This window comes from Cellvibrio mixtus subsp. mixtus J3-8, assembly GCF_000766945.1.
GTDB lineage: Bacteria > Pseudomonadota > Gammaproteobacteria > Pseudomonadales > Cellvibrionaceae > Cellvibrio > Cellvibrio mixtus_A.
In genome coordinates, this window is sequence record NZ_ALBT01000032.1 from 151869 (window position 1) to 172182 (window position 20314).

The window sequence follows — 20314 nt, forward strand, 5'->3', positions numbered from 1 at the left end:
TTTGCTAAAGCTGCTCTTCTGCATAAACACTGCAATTCCTGCCTTGCTGTTTGGCTCTATAAAGCGCGTTATCGGCGCGTTTGAAACAGCTCGCAAAATCTTCATCAATATGCCTTTCGCTTACTCCAAAACTTGCGCTGACAGTTAATGGTTTTTCCAGGTTGCATGGTGTATTGAAAATAACTTCGCGAATTATCTCTGCGATTGCCATGGCAGTTTTTTGGTTGGCGCCGGGCATGATGACTACAAATTCCTCGCCGCCCCAACGGCCTACAAAATCGCCTGCGCGCAAATTGGATTGAATAATTTTGGCGATGTGTTGAAGCACCAAATCGCCACAGTCATGACCGTGTTGGTCATTGACGTGTTTGAAATGGTCAATGTCGATAACCAATAGCGAATAGTTTGGGATGCTGGGGGAGTGCAGGTGACTGCTGCCGGAAAAGCTGGCAATAATCTGATCGATACCAAAGCGGTTGTAGAGTTGGGTCAGGGGGTCGACTGTCGACAAGCGGCGGAATTTATTGGTCTCCTCTTGAAGTTGTTCGTTGGTGTTACTGAGTTGGTTAATCACTTGTGTGTCGTGTCGGGTTTGTTCGTTTAATTCGAACAGGCGCTTGATGGCAAAGATAAAAATACTGCCCAGCCACAAAATAAGAATGCCCAGGTACCAATACTCCACTGCTATCCAATCGCCCTGCAGTTCGATTTTTTTCAGTTCGAAGCTATGGGTACCTGATTGTATTGGCTCGCCAAAATCGACGGTGATAACCATGGTGTTGTTCATTTCCGGTGCAGAGCGCGACAAGGGAATGTTGTATTGTGTTAACCACCAGTCTGCGACCGCAAATGATGAAAGTGGCAGGTGTAATTCTTTATTGAGTTCGCTTGCGTGAATCTGGATGGCATTAAATTTGGTGCTGTTGTTATCGCTGGCTTTGGAGTAATCATTGTTGAAGTTGCGAATGGCAATTCGGATTTTATTGGAGCTGCCCTGGTAATTTAAATGCAGATTGATGTGATTGAAGCTGGACAAGTCTATGCCTATCTCGGCGGATTTGGACATGTCTATCGTAAATGCGCAGGGGAAATAATCAATGTTGTAGTGTTCGGGCTTTGTACATTTCCAGGCGGTGTGTTGGTCATTCGTCCATTCGGACGAGGGGCTTCCGTCGGGGAGTTGCTTGGTTAACAGATAGAGGCGGGCACTGCTATCCGGCAATAACAGGAGTCGTTTGTTGGGAACAAAATGGACGCCAACTACCAATATCAGGGTAATGAGGATGGAGGCGAGGAGTACACTATTAAAGTTTTTGTCATTCATTGAGTAGGGCCACGGCATTCTTTTTGGTTTGGCATAAGTATCAATGAGGCTCCGGGGAAATCAATCTTAAAAATCTTCTTATTGTTTATTTGACTAAGAGAAAGGGGTTTTGTTTGGGCTGGCAATAATAGAAGTTGAAAAAGGTGTTGCCGGCCGTAAACCGGGGGGCTTTTTCTGTTACACTGCACTGATTTTTTTCGGCCCCCGGTTGAGGCGGGCATTTGCGGCTAACTCATTGTTTTGGAGAGCATTTATGTCCAGCCCCAGAGATAAGAAATACAAGCGTATCCTATTGAAATTGAGTGGTGAGGAGCTGATGGGAACCGAAGGATTCGGGATTGACCCTAAAGTACTCGACAAAATGGCTCTGGAAATTGGTCAGTTAGTGGGTATTGGTGTACAAGTTGGCCTGGTGATTGGCGGCGGCAACCTGTTCCGCGGTGCGGCATTGAGTGCGGCGGGGCTTGATCGTGTAACTGGCGATCACATGGGAATGCTGGCCACAGTGATGAATGCCCTGGCAATGCGTGATGCGCTGGAACGTTCCAATATTTCCTCCCGTGTTATGTCAGCCATTCCCATGAGTGGTGTGGTAGAGCATTATGATCGTCGCCGTGCTGTGCGTTTTTTAAACTCAGGTGAAGTTGTTATATTTTCTGCCGGTACGGGCAATCCTTTCTTTACTACAGATTCTGCTGCCTGTTTGCGTGGCATCGAGGTTGATGCTGATATCGTATTGAAGGCTACAAAGGTAGATGGGGTTTATTCCGCCGATCCGAAAAAAGATCCAACTGCGACTAAATATGATCGCCTGTCTTACGATGAAGTGTTGGATAAAAAACTCGGTGTAATGGATTTGACAGCAATTTGTTTGTGCCGTGAGCACGATATGCCGGTACGGGTTTTCCGCATGAATAAAACCGGCGCACTGTTGAATATCGTTGTGGGTAGCAACGAAGGTACTTTGATTGAAGAGGATAAATCATGATTAATGACATCAAAAAAGATGCTGAAGCGCGTATGAAGAAAGCGATTGAAGTATTGGGTAATAATTTCAATAAAATTCGTACTGGTCGTGCTCACCCAAGTCTGTTGGACGGCATCAGTGTGGATTATTACGGCACTCCGACACCACTGAGCCAGGTGGCGAATATTAATATCGAGGACGCCCGCACGTTGTCGGTTAGTCCGTGGGAGCGCAATCTGGTGCCGGTGATTGAAAAAGCGATTATGAAATCGGATCTGGGTTTAAACCCCTCAACGAATAATGGTTTGATTCGTATTCCATTGCCGATGCTCACTGAAGAAACCCGTAAAAACTTTATCAAGCAAGCACGTGCAGAAGCAGAAAATGGCCGTGTTGCTGTGCGTAATGTGCGTCGCGATGTATTGGGCGATGTAAAAGCATTATTGAAAGATAAAGCTATCGGCGAAGATGATGATCGTCGTGCGCAAGATGATATCCAGAAAATCACGGATAAATATATTGCCGAAGTTGATAAGGCCTTGACTGCAAAAGAAGCAGATTTGATGGCGATTTAATCTGAAGTGCATTAAGCAGTATCCAATAATCAGGCCCGGTAATGCCGGGCCTGATAGTTTGCAAACACCACTACCGAAAGTAAAACAGGCAAATTTTTGTTTGCGTCAACATATAAGCCTGTCGTTGGGAGAAGCGCGTGACTGACAATAATCTTCGCCATGTGGCGATCATTATGGATGGCAATAATCGCTGGGCCAAGCAGCGTGGCATGGCGGGAGTGTCTGGCCATAAAGTAGGTGTGGAGCGTATCCGCGATGTAATGGCTGCCTGTCAGGAATTAGGTATAGAAGTATTGACGGTATTTGCATTCAGTAGCGAAAACTGGCGGCGCCCGCCGTTGGAAGTAGAAGCATTGATGTCCCTGTTTCTGCTGTATCTTAAAAATGAAGCTAAAGCATTAAAGAAAAAAGGCGTCGCGTTGCGTGTGATTGGTAATCGTGAACGTTTTAGCCCGTCCATTCAAAAAGCAATTGCTGCGGCGGAAGAGGTCACTGCTGGCGGAAAAACAACGCTGGTAATAGCGGCTGATTATGGTGGCCGGTGGGATATTGCCCAGGCTGCGCAAAAAATGGCGCAACAGGTTGTAGATGGCCAATTGGTCCCATCTGATATAACCGAAGAATCACTGCATCAACATACGTGCCTTGCCAACTTGCCACCACTGGATTTATTGATTCGTACAGGGGGTGAGGTGCGTATTAGTAACTTTTTACTGTGGCAGTGCGCATATGCTGAATTATTTTTCAGTGACAAGCTTTGGCCGGATTTTGATGGTGATGAATTGAAAAAAGCGGCCAATAGTTTTCACGAGCGTCAACGTCGTTTTGGTATGACGGGCGATCAAATCGAAGCGGGTGCACTCAATGCTTAAGCAGCGCGTTATTACTGCCTTAATTCTGGCTGCGATTTTCCTCGCGGCATTGTTCGGTCTTCCCTCTGGATATTTTTCATTTTTTATCGGCGCGGTCGTACTCATTGGGGCTTGGGAATGGGCTAACCTTTCCGGTTTCTCTGCGATCTGGCAACGCAGTCTTTATGTGCTGGTGATATTGGCATTGATGGTGGGGGCATCGGTTTATCTCGGGTTTGAGGGGGAGGCCAGTCCGCGCTTAAATAATGAAGCTATTCGCGATTTGCTGCTGATTGGTTGTGGTTGGTGGGCATTGGCCTTATTGCTGGTGCAAGGATATCCGTCCAGCGCGCTTCTCTGGGGTCATAAAGGGCTGCGTTTGTTGATGGGACTGGTAGTGTTAATTCCTACCTGGGTTGCATTGGTTTATGTTCGGCAGCAGGTGAATGGCGCCTGGCTGGTTTTGTTGTTAATGCTCGTCGTTGCCGTTGCTGACAGCGGTGGTTATTTTGCCGGTCGCCGCTTTGGTCGCCATAAACTGGCGCCGGCAGTTAGCCCCGGAAAAACCTGGGAGGGATTTGCCGGGGGATTCATCGCCAACTGCTTGTTGGCTCTGATATTAAGCCAGGCATTGGGGCTTGGTTTGATCGGAATCCTTCTGGTGATAATGCCTACCAGTTTGGTGTCAGTATTGGGTGATTTGCTGGAAAGTATGGTCAAGCGGCACGCCGGTGTGAAAGACAGTGGCAGCATACTGCCTGGCCATGGAGGCATTCTTGATCGGGTAGATGGGATTACTGCCGGTGCACCGGTGTTTGCAATGGCATTGTTGGCTACCGGTGTATTCAGTTCTGGCGCGAGTGTTTGATATGTCAGTAATTCAATCAATCACAGTTTTAGGGGCGACCGGCTCTATCGGGGTCAGTACCCTGGATGTGATTGCGCGTCATCCTGAGCGCTATAGGGTATTCGCATTGACGGCAGATCGCCGGTGGCAAGAGTTGGCAACCCAATGTCTGGTGCATCAACCGCGCTATGCTGTGTTAAAAGATCCGGACTCAGCGCGAGAACTGGAGCTGGAATTGCGGCGCCAGGGATGTAAAACCGAAGTGCTTCAAGGGGCTACTGCACTTGAGCAGGTTGCTGTGCATGAGAGTGTTGATGCGGTGATGGCGGCGATTGTCGGCGCAGCAGGACTTTTGCCGACCCTGGCGGCAGTCAGGGCGGGGAAAAAAGTATTGCTTGCCAATAAAGAGGCATTAGTGATGGCGGGTGGTTTGTTTACCCGTGCAGTCGCTGAACACAAGGCGGTGCTTTTACCTATCGACAGTGAACACAATGCAATCTTTCAATGCCTTCCCAATCACCGGGCTGATTATCTTGGTGATGGTTTAAAATCCAGTGGGGTCCGTAAAGTGCTGCTGACTGCATCGGGCGGGCCGTTTCGAAATACCCCTATCTCCGATTTACCAAAGGTTACCCCTGAGCAGGCATGTGCCCATCCAAATTGGAGTATGGGGCAGAAAATTTCGGTCGACTCCGCCACTATGCTTAATAAAGGCCTGGAGTTGATTGAAGCCTGCTGGTTGTTTAATGCTCGTCCGCAGCAAATCCAGGTAGTAATCCATCCCCAGAGTGTGATTCATTCCATGGTGGAATACATTGATGGCTCTGTTCTCGCGCAATTGGGAAATCCTGATATGCGTACGCCAATTGCCCATGCACTGGCATGGCCGGAGCGTATTGAGTCGGGAGTGGCGAGCCTTGATCTGATCGCTACCGCTCGCCTGGATTTCAGTAGCCCCGATTACACACGTTTTCCCTGTTTGCAACTGGCCCAGCAGGCAGCAGAAGTTTCAGGTACTGCGCCGGCGATTTTAAATGCGGCTAATGAAGAAGCCGTTGCAGCGTTTTTACAGCGCCGAATCCGGTTTGACCAGATTGCTGTTGTGATCGGTGAGGTGTTGTCGCATTTGCCCTCTATTGAACCGGTTGATCTCGCGCATGTCCAAGGCGCCGATACTGAGGCCAGAGCCTTGGCGCAGCAGCTGATTGCACATTGGTAATGTCCGCTTGATGTTCGCAAGTTCCCCCTGAGGTTAGGTACATGGCAATACTCCAGACAATCTTGTCTTTTCTGGTGGCGCTTTTGGTTCTCGTCTCTATCCACGAGTTCGGGCATTTTTATGTGGCGCGCCGTTGTGGGGTAAAGGTTCACCGTTTTTCAATAGGTTTTGGCAAGGTCCTGTGGTCGTGGCGTGATCGCCAGGGTACTGAATATGCGCTTGCTGCCTTGCCTCTGGGCGGTTACGTCAAAATGCTTGATGAACGTGAAGGTGCTGTCGCGCCTGAAGAGCGCCATATGGCATTCAATAATAAATCGGTATGGCAGCGGATCGCGATTGTAGCTGCTGGTCCAATTGCCAATTTTATCCTGGCGATTCTTTTATTCTGGGGATTGCTATTGTGGCAAGGGGAGCGCGGAATTATTCCGGTAATCGGCTCTGTTGCTCCCGATTCTATTGCTGCACATGCCGGACTTGAAAAGGGCCAGCAAATTGTGGCAATTGATGGTCTGCCAACTCCAACCTGGCAAGCGCTAAACCGGGTGCTGCTTAATCGTTTGGGAGAAACGGGAACTATTAGTTTTACGGTCTCCTATTCAGATAACTCCCATTTCCAATACGAATCCGAAACCCAATTACATGAGTGGTTGCGTGATGCTGCTGATCCGGATCCTGTTGCAGGTTTGGGCATAAATCTTCAATTGCCGGCAATTCCTGCCGTAGTCGGTGATGTACTACCTGATAGTCCCTCCGAGCGGGCTGGTTTCAAGGTTGGCGATAAGCTGGTCCAGGTGGATGGGTTGGCGGTAACTGACTGGAGGGTCTGGGTGGAATATGTGCGGGAGCGACCTGGGTCACCGTTAAAGGTAACTGTTGAGCGCGAAGGTAAGGATTTAACACTGACATTAATTCCCGATACTGTTAATGAAAAAGGAAAGACGCAGGGAAAGGTCGGAATGGGGCCTCAAGCATATGAATTTCCCGATAGTGTGCTGCGCATTTACAACTATTCTTTTGCCGGAGCCTTTATTGCGGGGCTCAACAAAACATGGGAAACCACCGGTTTTGTTCTTTTATCAGTCAAAAAATTGATTCTTGGCGAAATTTCCACGAAAAACTTGAGTGGACCGATAACCATTGCTAAGGTGGCGGGCTCTTCAGCCGAGAGCGGCTTGATAAGTTTTATTGGTTTTGTCGCCTTGCTGAGTGTGTTCCTGGCGGTGTTCAATCTATTGCCCATTCCTGTGCTGGATGGCGGTCACTTATTTTATTACTTCATTGAAGTAATTAAGGGGAAACCGGTGTCCGACAAGGTGCAGTTGCTGGGGTACCAGATTGGTCTCTTTTTGGTCATTAGCCTGAGCGTACTGGCAATCTATAACGACATAATGCGGCTCTAACAGCTCCGCCTGGCTGCAACCAACATCCATTAATGATTAGAACAGATTCTATGAAGCAAGTTTTGATGCGATTTTTTAGCGGTTTGCTCGTGCTTTTTCTCGCTGTGGCGGTACAGGCACAAACGTTTCGGGTAAGTGACATTCGTGTTGAAGGCTTGCAGCGGGTTTCTGCTGGCACTGTGTTCAGTGCCCTGCCGATTCGTGTTGGTGATGTGCTTACCCAGGCAGATATTCAGAACGCCACCCGTGAACTGTTTAAAGTGGGTTATTTTTCTGATGTTGCTATCCAGCGCGATGGCGATGTTTTGGTATTGGTAATTAAAGAACGCCCGGCAATTAATAAAATTGAACTGAAGGGCAACAAGGCCATCAAGACTGAAAACCTGATGGACAGTTTGAAAGATAACAACTTGTCCGAAGGGCAAATTTTCCAACGTGCAACGCTTGAAGGTATCACTCAGGCATTACAGCGTGAGTATGTTAACCAGGGTCGCTACGGCGCCAGTGTAAATATTGAAATTGAAGATATGCCTCGTAACCAGGTTAAAGTCCTGGTGAAAATTGATGAGGGTAGTCCTTCGCGCATCAAAATGATCAATATTGTTGGAAATACGAAATATACCGAAGAAGAATTGATCGATTTGTTTGAACTGAAAACAACCGGTATGTGGTCGTGGATTACTGGCAACGACAAATATAATAAAGAAAAAATGAAAGGTGACCTGGAGCGTCTGGAATCATGGTACATGGATCGCGGTTATCTGAATTTTAAAATTGATTCTTCACAAATCTCCTTAAGTCCGGACAAATCCAAAATATTTGTGACGGTTAATATTACTGAAGGTGATATTTATAAAGTCAGTAGTGTAGAGCTTGCGGGTGATCCTGCGATTGATGAAGCGATTATTCGCAGCATGATCCTGATGCAACCGGAGCAAATTTTCTCGCAAATTTTAATGACTACCTCGGAAGAGTATGTAACCAAACGTTTAGGTAACGAAGGTTATACATTCGCCAAGGTAGAAGGTATGCCAGAGCGCAATGATGCTGATAAAACAGTAAAAATCACTTTCTTTATTGAGCCGGGTAAGCGTGCGTATGTAAACCGCGTAAATTTCCGTGGCAATACCAAAACCATTGATGAAGTGTTGCGCCGCGAAATGCGCCAAATGGAAGGTGGTTCAGCAAACTCTGCACAAATTGAAAACTCCAAAGTTCGCCTGGAGCGTTTGGGTTTCTTTAAAGAAGTAAAAGTAGAAAACAAAGAAGTACCAGGTACTTCAGATCAAATTGATGTGGAATACACTGTAGAAGAACAACCATCAGGTAGCATGGGTTTACAGATAGGTTATGCACAATATTCCGGGCTATTGTTTTCTGCCAGCATCCAGCAAAACAACTGGTTCGGTACTGGTAAGCAAGTGGGCTTCAGTTTCAGCCATAACCGTTATCAAACAGCGTATAACTTTAATTACAACGATCCTTATTTCACGCCAGATGGTGTAAGTCGCGGTGTTAGTTTGTATTACACGAAGAGTGATTATGGTTCTTATAACATCACGCCGTACAGCACCAACGTATATGGTGGAAAGTTGAATTTTGGTTATCCAATTTCTGATATCGAGCGTATTGGTTTTGACATTGGCTTGCGTAGCCTGGAAGTAACTCCAACAGCTTATTCATCCCAGGAAATTATTCGTTCGCCGAATTGGAATCCTGAAATTGGTTACATCACACAAGCACAAAATTACGAGTTGCTCTTGCGTGAGGCAAATGGTTTTGATTATCCGGCAGGGCTCTATGAACCTCAGGATATTACTGAGGATATGTTGGGGCCAAAAGGATTCCTGGATATCTACGGTGATACTTTCAATGATGCCCAGGCCAGTGTGTATTGGTTGAGATCTACATTGAACCGTGGTGTGTTGGCCAATCGTGGTGCCCAACAACAGTTCTCGTTTGAAATTTCTTTGCCAGGCGGCGATCTGGAATATTACAAACTTAACTACAATGGCCAGTTATTTATACCTTTGACCCGTGCCTTCACGCTGAGGCTGCATACTCGTTTGGGATATGCAGATGCTTATGGTGGTTTGGACGAGTTACCATTCTTTGAAAACTTCTACGCTGGTGGGTTTGGCTCTGTGCGCGGGTTTGAACGTAATACCCTGGGGCCTCGCAGTACTTATATTCGTACGGAAGTTTACAACTACACTATTTGGGATGATTTGAATGGTGATGGTATACGCCAGGATAGCGAAAGAGGCGGACCGGCATATGTTTTATGCGAAGATCCTAATGCCCCCGGTGGTAGAGGTTGTACCGCTGGCGAATTGATGACTAACGCCAATAACAATAATTATGTTGGCCGTAACCGTGGAGCATTTGGTGGTAATGTTTTGATTCAGGGTGGGGCGGAGGTTTTGTTCCCATTACCTTTCATTAAAGATCAACGTTCTATTCAAACAACATTATTCCTTGATGCTGGTAATGTGTTTGATACTAACTGTGGGAAAACGCAATCGAATTGTTATGATGTTGATATTGATCACATCAACGCTTCGGTGGGTTTAGGTTTAACGTGGATATCAGGTTTCGGCCCTATGACATTTAGTATTGCCGAACCTATTAGGGAAAATGAAGCTGATCGTACTGAAGTGTTCCAGTTCTCCTTGGGGCAAACTTTCTAACAATAAATGTTTTATCTGATTATTTAAGAGGAAAAGATTGTGACTGTTACACAAAAATTATTCGCTGTAATGGCTTTATCACTGGTATCTGCTGTGTCTTGGGCACAGGGAAAAGTGGTAGTGCTGGACCCTACTGCAGCTGTGATGGGTACTGCGGCTGCCAAAGCAAAATTTGATAAATTGCAAAAGAGCGCCGAGTTTGCAGCCGCCAAAGCCAAGCTGGATGGATTGACTGCAGATATCAAAGCATTGCAGGCTGAATATCAAAAAAATAAATCGGTATGGAGTGCGGAACAAATCGCCGAGAAAGAAAAGAAACTGCAAAGCCTTGGTCAGGATTACCAATTCCAGGGCAAAAAACTGCAATCTGAACAGCAGGCGTTAATGCAACAAGTTATGCAAGAACTTGGTCCAAAAATGGAAGCTGCGGTAAAGCAATTGGTTGAATCTGAAAATATTTCCATGATCGTTGATGCCAAATCAGTGATGATGGCGAAGCCGGAAAATGATTTAACTCCAAAAGTGACTGAACTGCTCAACAAAGCTAAATAAGTTCAGGTTTATTGTGGCGCGCACTTATTTATTAGCTGAGCTTGCAGCCTTGTTGGAGGCCGAGTTAATCGGTGACCCGCATCAGGAAATAAGTGCGTTGGCTACATTGCAAACTGCAACAGCCAACGATTTAACCTTTATTGCAAATCCCGCTTACAAAAAATACCTTCCTGCTACTTCAGCAGGTGCTGTTCTTATTCATCCGGATTTAATTGAAGAATTTGCCGGTAATAAACTGGTTGTTAAAAAACCTTATGTTGCTTATGCAAAAGCAACAAAATTATTTGAATCATCTCGTGCCCCGTTTCCCGGAATTCACCCTACAGCTGTTATCGGTACTAACTGTATATTGGGGAATGATATCTCCATAGGTGCCAACGCCATTTTGGGCGATGGTGTGAAATTGGGTGATGGGGTTGTCGTTGGGCCTGGTTGCTATATTGGCGATGACAGTGTGATTGGAAATAATACAAAACTGGCGGCCAAGGTAAGTATTTACCACGGTGTCAGTATTGGTTCCGATTGCCGCATACATAGCTGTGCTGTAATTGGCGCAGACGGTTTTGGTTTTGCGCCTGATGCTGGTGAGTGGGTAAAAATTCATCAGCTGGGTGGCGTTGTTATTGGTAACAACGTTGAAATAGGTGCGTGCACTTGTATTGATCGCGGTGCATTGGATAATACCTGCATAGCTGATGGTGTTATCATCGATAACCAGGTGCAAATTGCCCATAATGTCAGTATTGGAAAAGGTACTGCAATTGCCGCGCAAACAGGAATTGCTGGCACTACCACTATTGGCGAATATTGTACGATTGCAGGTGCGGTTGGCATAGTCGGGCATCTGACAATTACCGATAGGGTACATATTACAGCCATGAGTCTGGTAACAGGTTCAATTACTGAGCCTGGCTCTTATTCTTCTGGAACTGCGCTTGGGCCAACTAAAGAGTGGCGCAAGAATGCGGCGCGTTTTCGCCAGCTCGATAAATTGGCAACGCGTCTAATCAAACTCGACCGCAATTGTAGCGGTGGAGAATAATTTTATTTTGCTTGGGGTCATCGACCATGATGGATGTTAATGAAATTCGCGAATACCTTCCTCACCGTTATCCATTTTTGCTGGTGGATCGCGTAGTCGAGTTGGTTGAAGGCGAGTCTATTGTCGCTTACAAAAATATCACCATCAATGAGGCGGTATTCAACGGTCATTTTCCCCATTTTCCCGTATTTCCCGGTGTAATGATTATTGAAGCAATGGCGCAAGCGTCAGGTATTCTTGGTTTTAAAACCATGAATAAAAAACCACAGGACGGTTCTATTTACTTGTTTGCTGGCGCGGATGACGTTCGCTTCAAGCGCCAGGTTGTTCCAGGTGATCGTTTGCAATTGGAATCGCGTGTAGTGTCTGAAAAGCGCGGTATCTGGAAATTCGAATGTAAGGCCAGTGTTGATGGAGTTCTTGCTGCATCTGCAACCATTCTTTGCGCGGATCGCAGCATATAAGGTGAAATATTCATCTTTATCTTTAGCAATGAGTGAGAAATTATTTTGATTCATCCATCTGCAATTATTCATCCGGATGCAAGGCTTGCTGCTGACGTAGAAGTTGGGCCATGGACTGTGATTGGCCCTGATGTAGAAATTGGTGAGGGCAGCGTGATTGCATCGCATGTCGTCATCAAAGGGCCGACCTGGATTGGCAAGCACAACCGTATTTACCAGTTCTCTTCCATTGGTGAAGATACTCCGGATCTGAAATATAAAGGTGAGCCCACACGCCTTGTTATTGGTGATCACAATACCATTCGCGAAGGCGTCACCATTCATCGCGGTACAGTGCAAGATCGCAACGAAACGACTATCGGTAGTCATAACCTGTTAATGGCGTATGTTCATGTTGGGCATGACAGCGTAATCGGAAATCACTGCATTCTGGTAAACAATACGGCATTGGCTGGCCATGTTCATATTGGCGATTGGGCAATTCTTAGCGGCTTCACATTGGTCCACCAGTTTTGCAAAATCGGTGCGCATAGCTTTTCCGGGATGGGTACTGCGATTGGTAAAGATGTTCCAGCCTATGTCATGGTTAACGGCAGCCCGGCGGAAGCAAAAAATATTAATGTAGAAGGTTTGCGTCGTCGCGGGTTTTCCAAAGACGATATTGCTGTTTTAACCAAAGCTTATAAAACTATTTACCGTCGCGGGCTGACTCTTGATGAGGCGCTTGCGGAGTTGGACACCCAGGTCGCTGAGTGTGCATCACTGCAATTGTTAATCGATTCTCTAAAATCATCCGAGCGCGGTATTGTTCGTTAGAACAAGATTGCGCATCCAGCGATAGATTTATTGTATAAAAATCCGGAGGGCTTGTGTCTGATCACATACACATAGGTATTGTTGTCGGAGAAGCCTCCGGAGATATTCTCGGCGCAGCATTAATGCATGAATTGCGCAAACATTTCCCCAATGCAGAATTTTCCGGAATCGGCGGCCCACGCATGCTGGCTGAAGGCTTTCATTCTTATTTTCCACAGGATCGTTTGGCGGTTATGGGATTGATTGAGCCGTTAAAGCGTTTACCGGAATTGTTGCGCATCCGAAAATTTTTGCGTGAACACTTTATCGCCAATCCTCCTGCGGTTTTTATCGGAATCGATTCACCTGACTTTACGATTCCGTTGGAAGCATCGTTAAAGGAAAAAGGAATCAAGACTGTTCATTATGTGAGTCCTTCTGTGTGGGCGTGGCGACAAAAAAGAATTTTTAAAATTGCACGCTCAGTGGATTTAATGCTGACGCTGTTGCCATTCGAAGCAAAGTTTTATCAAGCGCATAATGTTCCTGTCGAATTTGTTGGCCATCATTTGGCTGATGAAATTCCAATGCAGGTCGATAAAGTTGCCGCACGCAAAATGCTGGGATTGCCGGAAGAGGGCAGGATTGTGGCGTTGTTGCCCGGTAGCCGGTCTTCAGAGGTTGAACGCATGGGCGATTTATTTATGCGCACTGCTGTTTACTGTCTGGAGCAGGATCCAAGTTTGCACTTTGTTATTCCTGCTGCGAATTCTGATCGTTACCGTCAATTGCATATCGAGCTTAATGATTACGTCGATTTTCCCATTGAGCTGGTACATGGTCATTCTCATGAAGCCATGGCAGCAGCCGATGTCGTGTTACTTGCATCAGGTACGGTCACGCTTGAAGCGCTGTTACTAAAGAAACCTATGGTAGTTGCCTACAAGTTAGCGCCCTTATCGCATTTGATTTTATCCTGGTTGGTAAAAACGCCCTGGATTTCATTGCCTAATTTGCTTGCTCAAAAAATGTTGGTTCCTGAATTAATCCAGGACAAGGCAACACCGGAAGCACTAAGCAGTGCTGTCATGAATTATTTTGAAAATCCCGACCAGGCACAGCAGTTGAGCGATACATTTGCAACCATGCACAATGAACTGAAGAGAGATGCCAGCGCGCGCGCTGCCGATGCCATCGTAAAATTGATCAGCAAAAAGTCCTGAGGTGATTGATGACTATTCTGGAGCCCTTTGTTACCAGTTATCGCGGCATTTTATTGGCTGGTTGCGATGAAGTTGGTCGCGGTCCGCTGGCGGGTGACGTAGTTGCTGCTGCGGTTATTCTTGATTTTGATAATCCGATTTCCGGTTTGGATGATTCGAAAAAATTGACTGAAAAAAAACGTGAACTACTGTTTGATGAAATCCAACTCAAGGCTAGGAGTTGGTGTATTGCGCGCGCATCCGTAGCGGAAATTGACAAGATCAATATTTTGCAAGCCAGCTTATTGGCGATGGCTCGTGCAGTACAAGGGTTACATATTCAACCCGAACATGTGTTGGTGGATGGCAATAAATTACCAAAATGGCAATACCAGGCGGAAGCAGTGGTGAAAGGCGATAGTCGTGTTGCGGCAATCAGTGCTGCTTCCATTTTGGCGAAGGTGACTCGCGACCGTGAAATGGTGTTGTTAGATAAAGAATATCCCGGCTACGGCTTTGCAGAACACAAAGGTTATCCCACTAAAGTACATATGGATGCATTGGACAAATTAGGCATTACACCTATACATCGTACTTCTTATGCGCCAGTAAAAGCCAAAATAGAACAAATGCAACTCTTCTAGATTTTTACCATTTTTGTTTTAAGAAAATCATTATGCCCGCTGCTAATTTTGTCCATTTGCGTTTGCACACCGAGTTCTCACTGAGCGATAGCCTGGTGCGGATTAAATCATTGGTAAAACGCGTGGCTGAATTGAATATGCCCGCTTGCGCTATTACTGACCAAACCAACTTTTATGGATTAATCAAATTTTATAAAGCGGCACAAGGTTCCGGTGTTAAACCAATTGCCGGTAGTGATTTCTGGGTTGCGAGTAGTGATGCTGAGGGCAAACCCACATTGCTTACCTTGTTAGCCATGACAGACAAAGGCTACAAAAACATTATCGAATTAATTTCGCGCGCATGGCGCCAGGGGCAGCAGCAAGGTGTTGCCTATATCCAGCGTGAGTGGGTGAGTGAATACAGTGAAGGTGTTATCGCACTTTCCGGTGGAAAGTTTGGCGATGTTGGTATGGCGTTGCTTGGTGGGCGACAAGCTCAAGCGCAGGAATTGTTAGCGGGTTGGATGCAGGAATTCCCCAATCGTTTTTATCTGGAATTGCAGCGCACTGGCCGTGAAAACGATGAAAACCATTTGCATGCAGCGGTAGCACTCGCGGGCGAAATGAATTGCCCGGTGGTGGCAACCAATGATGTCCGCTTTTTAAAATCCAGTGAATTTGAAGTACATGAAGCGCGTGTATGTATCGGCGAGGGAAGAACGCTGGATGATCCGCGCCGTGAGCGCCGTTACAGCGATCAGCAATACTTGCGCTCTGCCGAAGAAATGACGGAATTGTTTAGCGATATTCCGGAAGCGATTGCGAACACGGTTGAAATTGCAAAACGCTGTACGATCAATATTCAAATGGGTAAATATTTTTTGCCTGAATATCCGGTGCCTGATGGTTTAACCGAAGCGGAGTTTTTTCGCAAAATCTCCCATGAAGGTTTGGACGAGCGACTTGAACGTATCCTGGATAAATCAGCTACTGATTATGCTGAGCGACGCAAAGTTTACGAAGACCGCATCAATTTCGAACTGGATATTATTATCCAGATGGGTTTCCCCGGGTACTTCCTGATCGTAATGGACTTTATCCAATGGGCCAAAGATCACGATATTCCGGTAGGGCCAGGGCGTGGTTCGGGTGCGGGTTCGCTGGTTGCGTACTCATTAAAAATTACCGACCTTGATCCATTGCAATACGATTTGCTGTTCGAACGTTTCCTCAATCCGGAACGTGTTTCCATGCCTGACTTCGATATCGATTTCTGTATGGATAACCGCGATAAAGTTATTTCCTACGTAGCAGATAACTATGGCCGTGATGCAGTAAGCCAGATCATTACCTTCGGTACCATGGCTGCAAAAGCGGTGGTGCGCGACGTAGCGCGTGTACAAGGAAAATCCTACGGCCTCGCCGATAAATTATCAAAAATGATTCCGCCCACGCCGGGCATGACACTCGCGCAAGCACTGGAAGAAGAGCCGCAGTTAAAAGAATTTATTGCGATAGATGGCGATGCCGGTGAAATCTGGGAAATGGCTGTGCAGTTGGAAGGCCTCACCCGTAACGTTGGTAAACACGCCGGTGGTGTAGTCATTGCGCCTACAAAATTGACCGATTTCGCACCCTTATTTTGCGATGAAACCGGCAGTGGTCTTGTTACGCAATTTGATAAAGGCGACGTTGAAGAAGCGGGCCTTGTTAAATTCGACTTCCTCGGTTTGCGTACGCTCACGATTATCGATTGGGCACGCATCATGATCGATAAACAGCGCGTGAAAAAAGGTGAAGCACCACTCGATATCAGTGCGATTCCGCTTGATGATCCCAAAACATTTGGTTTATTAAAACGCGCAGAAACTACCGCGGTATTCCAGTTGGAATCCCGCGGTATGAAAGATCTGATCAAACGTTTGCAGCCGGATAATATCGAAGATCTGATTGCATTGGTAGCGCTCTTCCGTCCAGGCCCGTTGGAATCGGGCATGGTGGATGACTTTATCAACCGTAAACACGGCCGCGCACAAGTGGCTTATCCCGATGCAAAATTCCAGCATCACACCTTAAAACCGGTATTGGAGCCAACCTACGGCGTAATTGTTTACCAGGAACAGGTAATGCAAATTGCGCAGGTACTTGCCGGTTACACGCTCGGCGGTGCAGACATGTTGCGCCGTGCGATGGGTAAGAAAAAGCCGGAAGAGATGGCCAAGCAGCGTTCGGTGTTTGAAGAGGGCGCAAAAAACCAGGGTGTTGATCCTGAGCTGGCGATTAAAATTTTCGACCTGGTAGAAAAATTTGCGGGCTATGGTTTTAACAAATCGCACTCGGCTGCATACGCAATTGTTTCCTATCAAACCGCGTGGTTAAAAGCGCATTACCCCGCACATTTTATGGCGGCAACCATGTCATCGGACATGGATAAAACCGATAAGGTCGTAACCTTTATCGAAGAATGCCGCACCATGAAATTGAAATTATTGCCGCCGGATGTGAATTCCGGTGAGTTTCATTTTACGGTGGATGATGCGGGCCGGATTATTTATGGTTTGGGCGCAATCAAAGGTTTGGGTGAAGGTCCGGTTGAATCCATTATTGCCGCGCGTAACGAAGGCGGGCCGTTCAAGGATTTATTTGATTTCTGCGCACGTGTTGATCCGCGCAAAGTCAATAAACGCGCATTGGAAGCCATTATTCGCTCCGGTGCAGCAGACCGCTTGGGGCCAACGTACGATACCGATAATCATCTTATTGATCACGACCGCGCAGTGATGTTTGCTTCAATGGGTGAGGCAGTAAAAACTGCCGAGCAAGCTGCCGCAAACTCTAATGCGGGAATGATGGATTTATTCGGCGCCGTGATTGCAGAGGAACAAGCGACTAAAGATGTGTATGCGGATTTTCGCCGCACTCGCACCTGGACAATGAAAGAGCGGTTGAACGCAGAAAAGGAAACGCTGGGACTTTATTTGACCGGGCATCCCATCGATGAATATGAAAGCGAACTGGAACATTTGGTCAGTTCGCGTATCGCCAATTTAAAGCCTGAAAAAAGTAACCAGACAATTGCCGGATTAATTATTTCGCAGCGCATCGTGAAAACCAAACGCGGCGATAACATGGCCATTGTCACGCTGGATGATCGCACCGGGCGTATGGATGTCACGGTCTTTGCTGAAACGCTGAATAATGCGCGCGACGTTTTATTGAAAGATGGCCTGTTAATTATTAGCGGCCAGGTTCGTTACGACGATTTCAGTGGAATGTTGAAGATGAGCGCTGAAAATTTACGTTTGCTTGCCGACGTGCGCCAGGAAAAAGTGCGGGAGTTATTTCTGGAATTGGAGTCGGGTGTTTTATCGGCAAGCTTTGCACGCGATTTTGCAGAGATGCTTGAACCTTATCGCCAGTCATCCCAGCAGGAAGCACGCTGCGGTTTAGTGATCGATTATGTGCGTAGTGATGCACGTGCACAAATGCGCTTGGGTGCGCAATGGAACGTTCGGCCAGAAGATGAGTTATTGCAGCGCTTACGCGATGCTTATGGCAGTAGTCGGGTGCGATTGGTTTATTAGTTTTGCCAATTTTTTATGGCGTCGTTTGGAAGGATGTTTGGTAATTGTCTGCCGCAGAATAGTCGGTGACTTATGCTGGTATTAATGAAGAAAAATGCGCCACTGCGATGCCTTGGACCCGTGAATCTCAGTGGAAAAGATCGACTAAATCGCCCTTTTCGCGTAAGGTAGCGGCCCAAATATGGCATCCGTAGGTGTGGCTAAAAAGCCACCAGCAACCGGTATGCATTTACCCCCATTAAGTTAAATCGGTAGCTTTCTACCTGGATTAAGAGCTTGCTATGAATCTGAATTATCTGGATTTTGAACAGCCCATCGCTGAACTCGAAGGAAAAATAGAAGAGTTACAGCTGGTCGGCAATAGTTCTGATGTTAATCTCGCCGACGAGATTGCCAGGCTGCGTGAAAAAAGCACTAAACTGACCGAAAACATCTATTCCAAGCTGACTGCGTGGGACATTGTTAAAGTTGCCCGCCATCCCTTACGCCCTTATACATCTGATTATATTTCCCGTGTGTTTACCGATTTTGATGAGCTTCATGGCGATCGCCACTTTGGCGATGACAGGGCCATCATTGGTGGGGTTGCTCGCCTGGATGGTAAACCGGTTATGGTTATCGGCGAAGAAAAAGGCCGGACCGTCCATGAAAAAGTGATGCGCAATTTTGGTATGCCGCGCCCTGAGGGTTATCGCAAGGCATTGCGTTTGATGGAAATGGCGGAGCGTTTTAAGCTGCCAGTATTAACCCTGATTGATACCCCCGGCGCATACCCTGGTATCGATTCTGAAGAGCGTGGTATTTCTGAGTCTATTGCCCAGAATCTTGCTGTGATGTCGCGTCTGCGCACACCCATCATCTGTACCGTAATCGGCGAAGGCTCTTCTGGTGGCGCATTGGCGATTGGGGTGGGCGATCATTTGAACATGCTGCAATACTCCACGTATTTCGTTATTTCCCCGGAAGGTTGTGCCAATATTATTTGGAAAACTGTAACCAAGGCGCCAGAAGCAGCTCAGGCGATGGGGGTAACTTCCAAAGTATTGCAAGATCTGGGGATTGTTGATGAAACCATTCCTGAGCCTTTGGGCGGCGCCCATCGCAATCTGGATGAAATGGCTAGCAAATTACAAGAGCGACTGGTTTCTCAAGTGGATCGTTTAAGTAAAGAACCTATTGATGCCTTATTGGAGCGCCGTTATCAGCGCTTGATGAGCTACGGAAATTAATACAATTTCAAGCTCGTGAGATAAAAAAACCGCTGATAAAAAAATCAGCGGTTTTTTTATGTGTGGGATTAATATGGATAGGGCGGTGTTGTTCCAAAAACAGTATTCAATAACGGCCTCAACAGCTGCTCGTTAGTGGTTCGTTCAATACCATTTTCTTCTTTATATTTGATACTGAAGAAATAATCCTTGCCACCAGGAATAGTCATCTCCTTGATTGTGATCGCTATTGCGGTCAACCGATCCCAATCTTCTTGCGGTACAGGCACCGGAACATAAATAGTTTTTTGCCCTTTTCCTTGCCAAAGTGTCTCAATAGCAAAGCCTTCTCTCGGCCCATTAATCTGGTTCTCTACCGGTGCGTAGGTCAGTGTATCTTTCAGGGAAAGTGTCAGGGGTTTGGAGTCGATCGTAGTTGTTGCTACATCTGCTATTTTCGCAACAGTTATATCGCGCAGTATTCCATTAACACTAAACAGCGGTTGCCCTTTAGGTGCTGCTTCCGGCTGGATGAAGCCGGCCTGTTCTGAAATCGAAACTTCGATGCGCGGATTGGATTGCAAGGGACGATTAAAATCCACACCTCTTACATCTACAAATACCTGGCGATAAATCCAGGCGTCATCAACAATGGCGCGATAAAGGTCAGGTTCAATCTTTCTAAACCCTGTGGCCACCAATTTAGCGGCGTTGGGAAAGCTGACTTCCAGAGAGTTAATTTGCACATCAGGGCTTAGTGGATCTTTATTGACTTTAAAAACAACAGCTTTAGGTTGATTAAAATTCAGGTTTGGATATTGAATTGGCCCTGGCAAAGAATTAATCGCGGTAAAATCATATTCAAATGTTTTAGCGTAGCTGGATGCACTGAGCATGCTAAACAGTGCTACACCTATATTACGAGCAAACTTATTCATGTGAACTCCTTTTTTAATTAAATTAACCCT

17 protein-coding genes are annotated in these 20314 nt (G+C 46.5%); 15 read left to right on the top strand and 2 right to left on the bottom strand.

From position 1 onward, the window contains the following. Nucleotides 1–4 precede the first annotated feature (4 nt). The gene (locus A596_RS00680; RefSeq protein WP_039912120.1) at nt 5–1324 is read right to left on the bottom strand and encodes a GGDEF domain-containing protein; all 1320 of its coding nucleotides are present in this window, start codon (nt 1322–1324) and stop codon (nt 5–7) included. Between the two features lie 253 nt (nt 1325–1577). Here A596_RS00680 and pyrH point away from each other — a divergent pair, with 253 nt between their 5' ends. The 15 genes from pyrH (at nt 1578) to A596_RS00755 (ending at nt 19367) form a co-directional block, all read left to right on the top strand. Continuing rightward, a complete protein-coding gene (pyrH, locus tag A596_RS00685; RefSeq protein WP_039911917.1) occupies nt 1578–2312 on the top strand; it encodes a UMP kinase in 735 nt (244 codons plus the stop codon). Further along, the gene (gene frr / locus A596_RS00690) at nt 2309–2866 is read left to right on the top strand and encodes a ribosome recycling factor (protein ID WP_039911919.1); all 558 of its coding nucleotides are present in this window, start codon (nt 2309–2311) and stop codon (nt 2864–2866) included. The genes pyrH and frr overlap by 4 nt, the downstream gene beginning before the upstream one ends. Before the next feature lie 137 nt (nt 2867–3003). Continuing rightward, a complete protein-coding gene (gene uppS, locus A596_RS00695) occupies nt 3004–3738 on the top strand; it encodes a polyprenyl diphosphate synthase (RefSeq protein WP_039911920.1) in 735 nt (244 codons plus the stop codon). Then, the gene (locus A596_RS00700) at nt 3731–4585 is read left to right on the top strand and encodes a phosphatidate cytidylyltransferase (RefSeq protein WP_052417084.1); all 855 of its coding nucleotides are present in this window, start codon (nt 3731–3733) and stop codon (nt 4583–4585) included. The genes uppS and A596_RS00700 overlap by 8 nt, the downstream gene beginning before the upstream one ends. Nucleotide 4586: 1 nt before the next feature. Then, nucleotides 4587–5783 carry a 1-deoxy-D-xylulose-5-phosphate reductoisomerase gene (ispC, locus tag A596_RS00705; protein WP_039911922.1) on the top strand — a complete coding sequence of 399 codons (1197 nt, stop codon included), beginning with the start codon at nt 4587–4589 and terminating at the stop codon, nt 5781–5783. Nucleotides 5784–5824: 41 nt separating this feature from the next. After that, nucleotides 5825–7183 (top strand): sigma E protease regulator RseP, encoded by a 1359-nt coding sequence (gene rseP / locus A596_RS00710; RefSeq protein ID WP_039911924.1) that lies wholly within the window; start codon nt 5825–5827, stop codon nt 7181–7183. Nucleotides 7184–7248: 65 nt separating this feature from the next. Next, a complete protein-coding gene (gene bamA / locus A596_RS00715; RefSeq protein ID WP_084127908.1) occupies nt 7249–9873 on the top strand; it encodes an outer membrane protein assembly factor BamA in 2625 nt (874 codons plus the stop codon). Nucleotides 9874–9912: 39 nt separating this feature from the next. Then, the gene (locus A596_RS00720) at nt 9913–10425 is read left to right on the top strand and encodes an OmpH/Skp family outer membrane protein (protein ID WP_235425583.1); all 513 of its coding nucleotides are present in this window, start codon (nt 9913–9915) and stop codon (nt 10423–10425) included. A gap of 13 nt (nt 10426–10438) precedes the next feature. Beyond that, entirely contained in the window at nt 10439–11467 is a 1029-nt protein-coding gene (lpxD, locus tag A596_RS00725; protein WP_039911927.1) for a UDP-3-O-(3-hydroxymyristoyl)glucosamine N-acyltransferase, read from the top strand. Between the two features lie 26 nt (nt 11468–11493). After that, nucleotides 11494–11931, top strand: coding sequence for a 3-hydroxyacyl-ACP dehydratase FabZ (fabZ, locus tag A596_RS00730; protein WP_039911929.1), 438 nt, complete (start codon nt 11494–11496; stop codon nt 11929–11931). Between the two features lie 45 nt (nt 11932–11976). Beyond that, nucleotides 11977–12747 carry an acyl-ACP--UDP-N-acetylglucosamine O-acyltransferase gene (gene lpxA / locus A596_RS00735; protein WP_235425584.1) on the top strand — a complete coding sequence of 257 codons (771 nt, stop codon included), beginning with the start codon at nt 11977–11979 and terminating at the stop codon, nt 12745–12747. Nucleotides 12748–12800: 53 nt separating this feature from the next. Further along, nucleotides 12801–13949, top strand: a complete 1149-nt coding sequence (gene lpxB, locus A596_RS00740; RefSeq protein WP_039911933.1) for a lipid-A-disaccharide synthase — start codon at nt 12801–12803, stop codon at nt 13947–13949. 8 nt (nt 13950–13957) lie between these two features. Beyond that, on the top strand, nt 13958–14572 hold the full coding sequence (gene rnhB / locus A596_RS00745; protein WP_200882830.1) for a ribonuclease HII: 615 nt from the start codon (nt 13958–13960) through the stop codon (nt 14570–14572). Nucleotides 14573–14604: 32 nt separating this feature from the next. Next, nucleotides 14605–18138 (top strand): DNA polymerase III subunit alpha, encoded by a 3534-nt coding sequence (dnaE, locus tag A596_RS00750; protein ID WP_039911935.1) that lies wholly within the window; start codon nt 14605–14607, stop codon nt 18136–18138. 281 nt (nt 18139–18419) lie between these two features. After that, nucleotides 18420–19367, top strand: a complete 948-nt coding sequence (locus A596_RS00755) for an acetyl-CoA carboxylase carboxyltransferase subunit alpha (protein WP_039911936.1) — start codon at nt 18420–18422, stop codon at nt 19365–19367. Between the two features lie 68 nt (nt 19368–19435). Here A596_RS00755 and A596_RS00760 read toward each other — a convergent pair whose 3' ends face one another. Next, on the bottom strand, nt 19436–20284 hold the full coding sequence (locus A596_RS00760) for a hypothetical protein (RefSeq protein ID WP_039911938.1): 849 nt from the start codon (nt 20282–20284) through the stop codon (nt 19436–19438). Nucleotides 20285–20314: the final 30 nt, after the last annotated feature.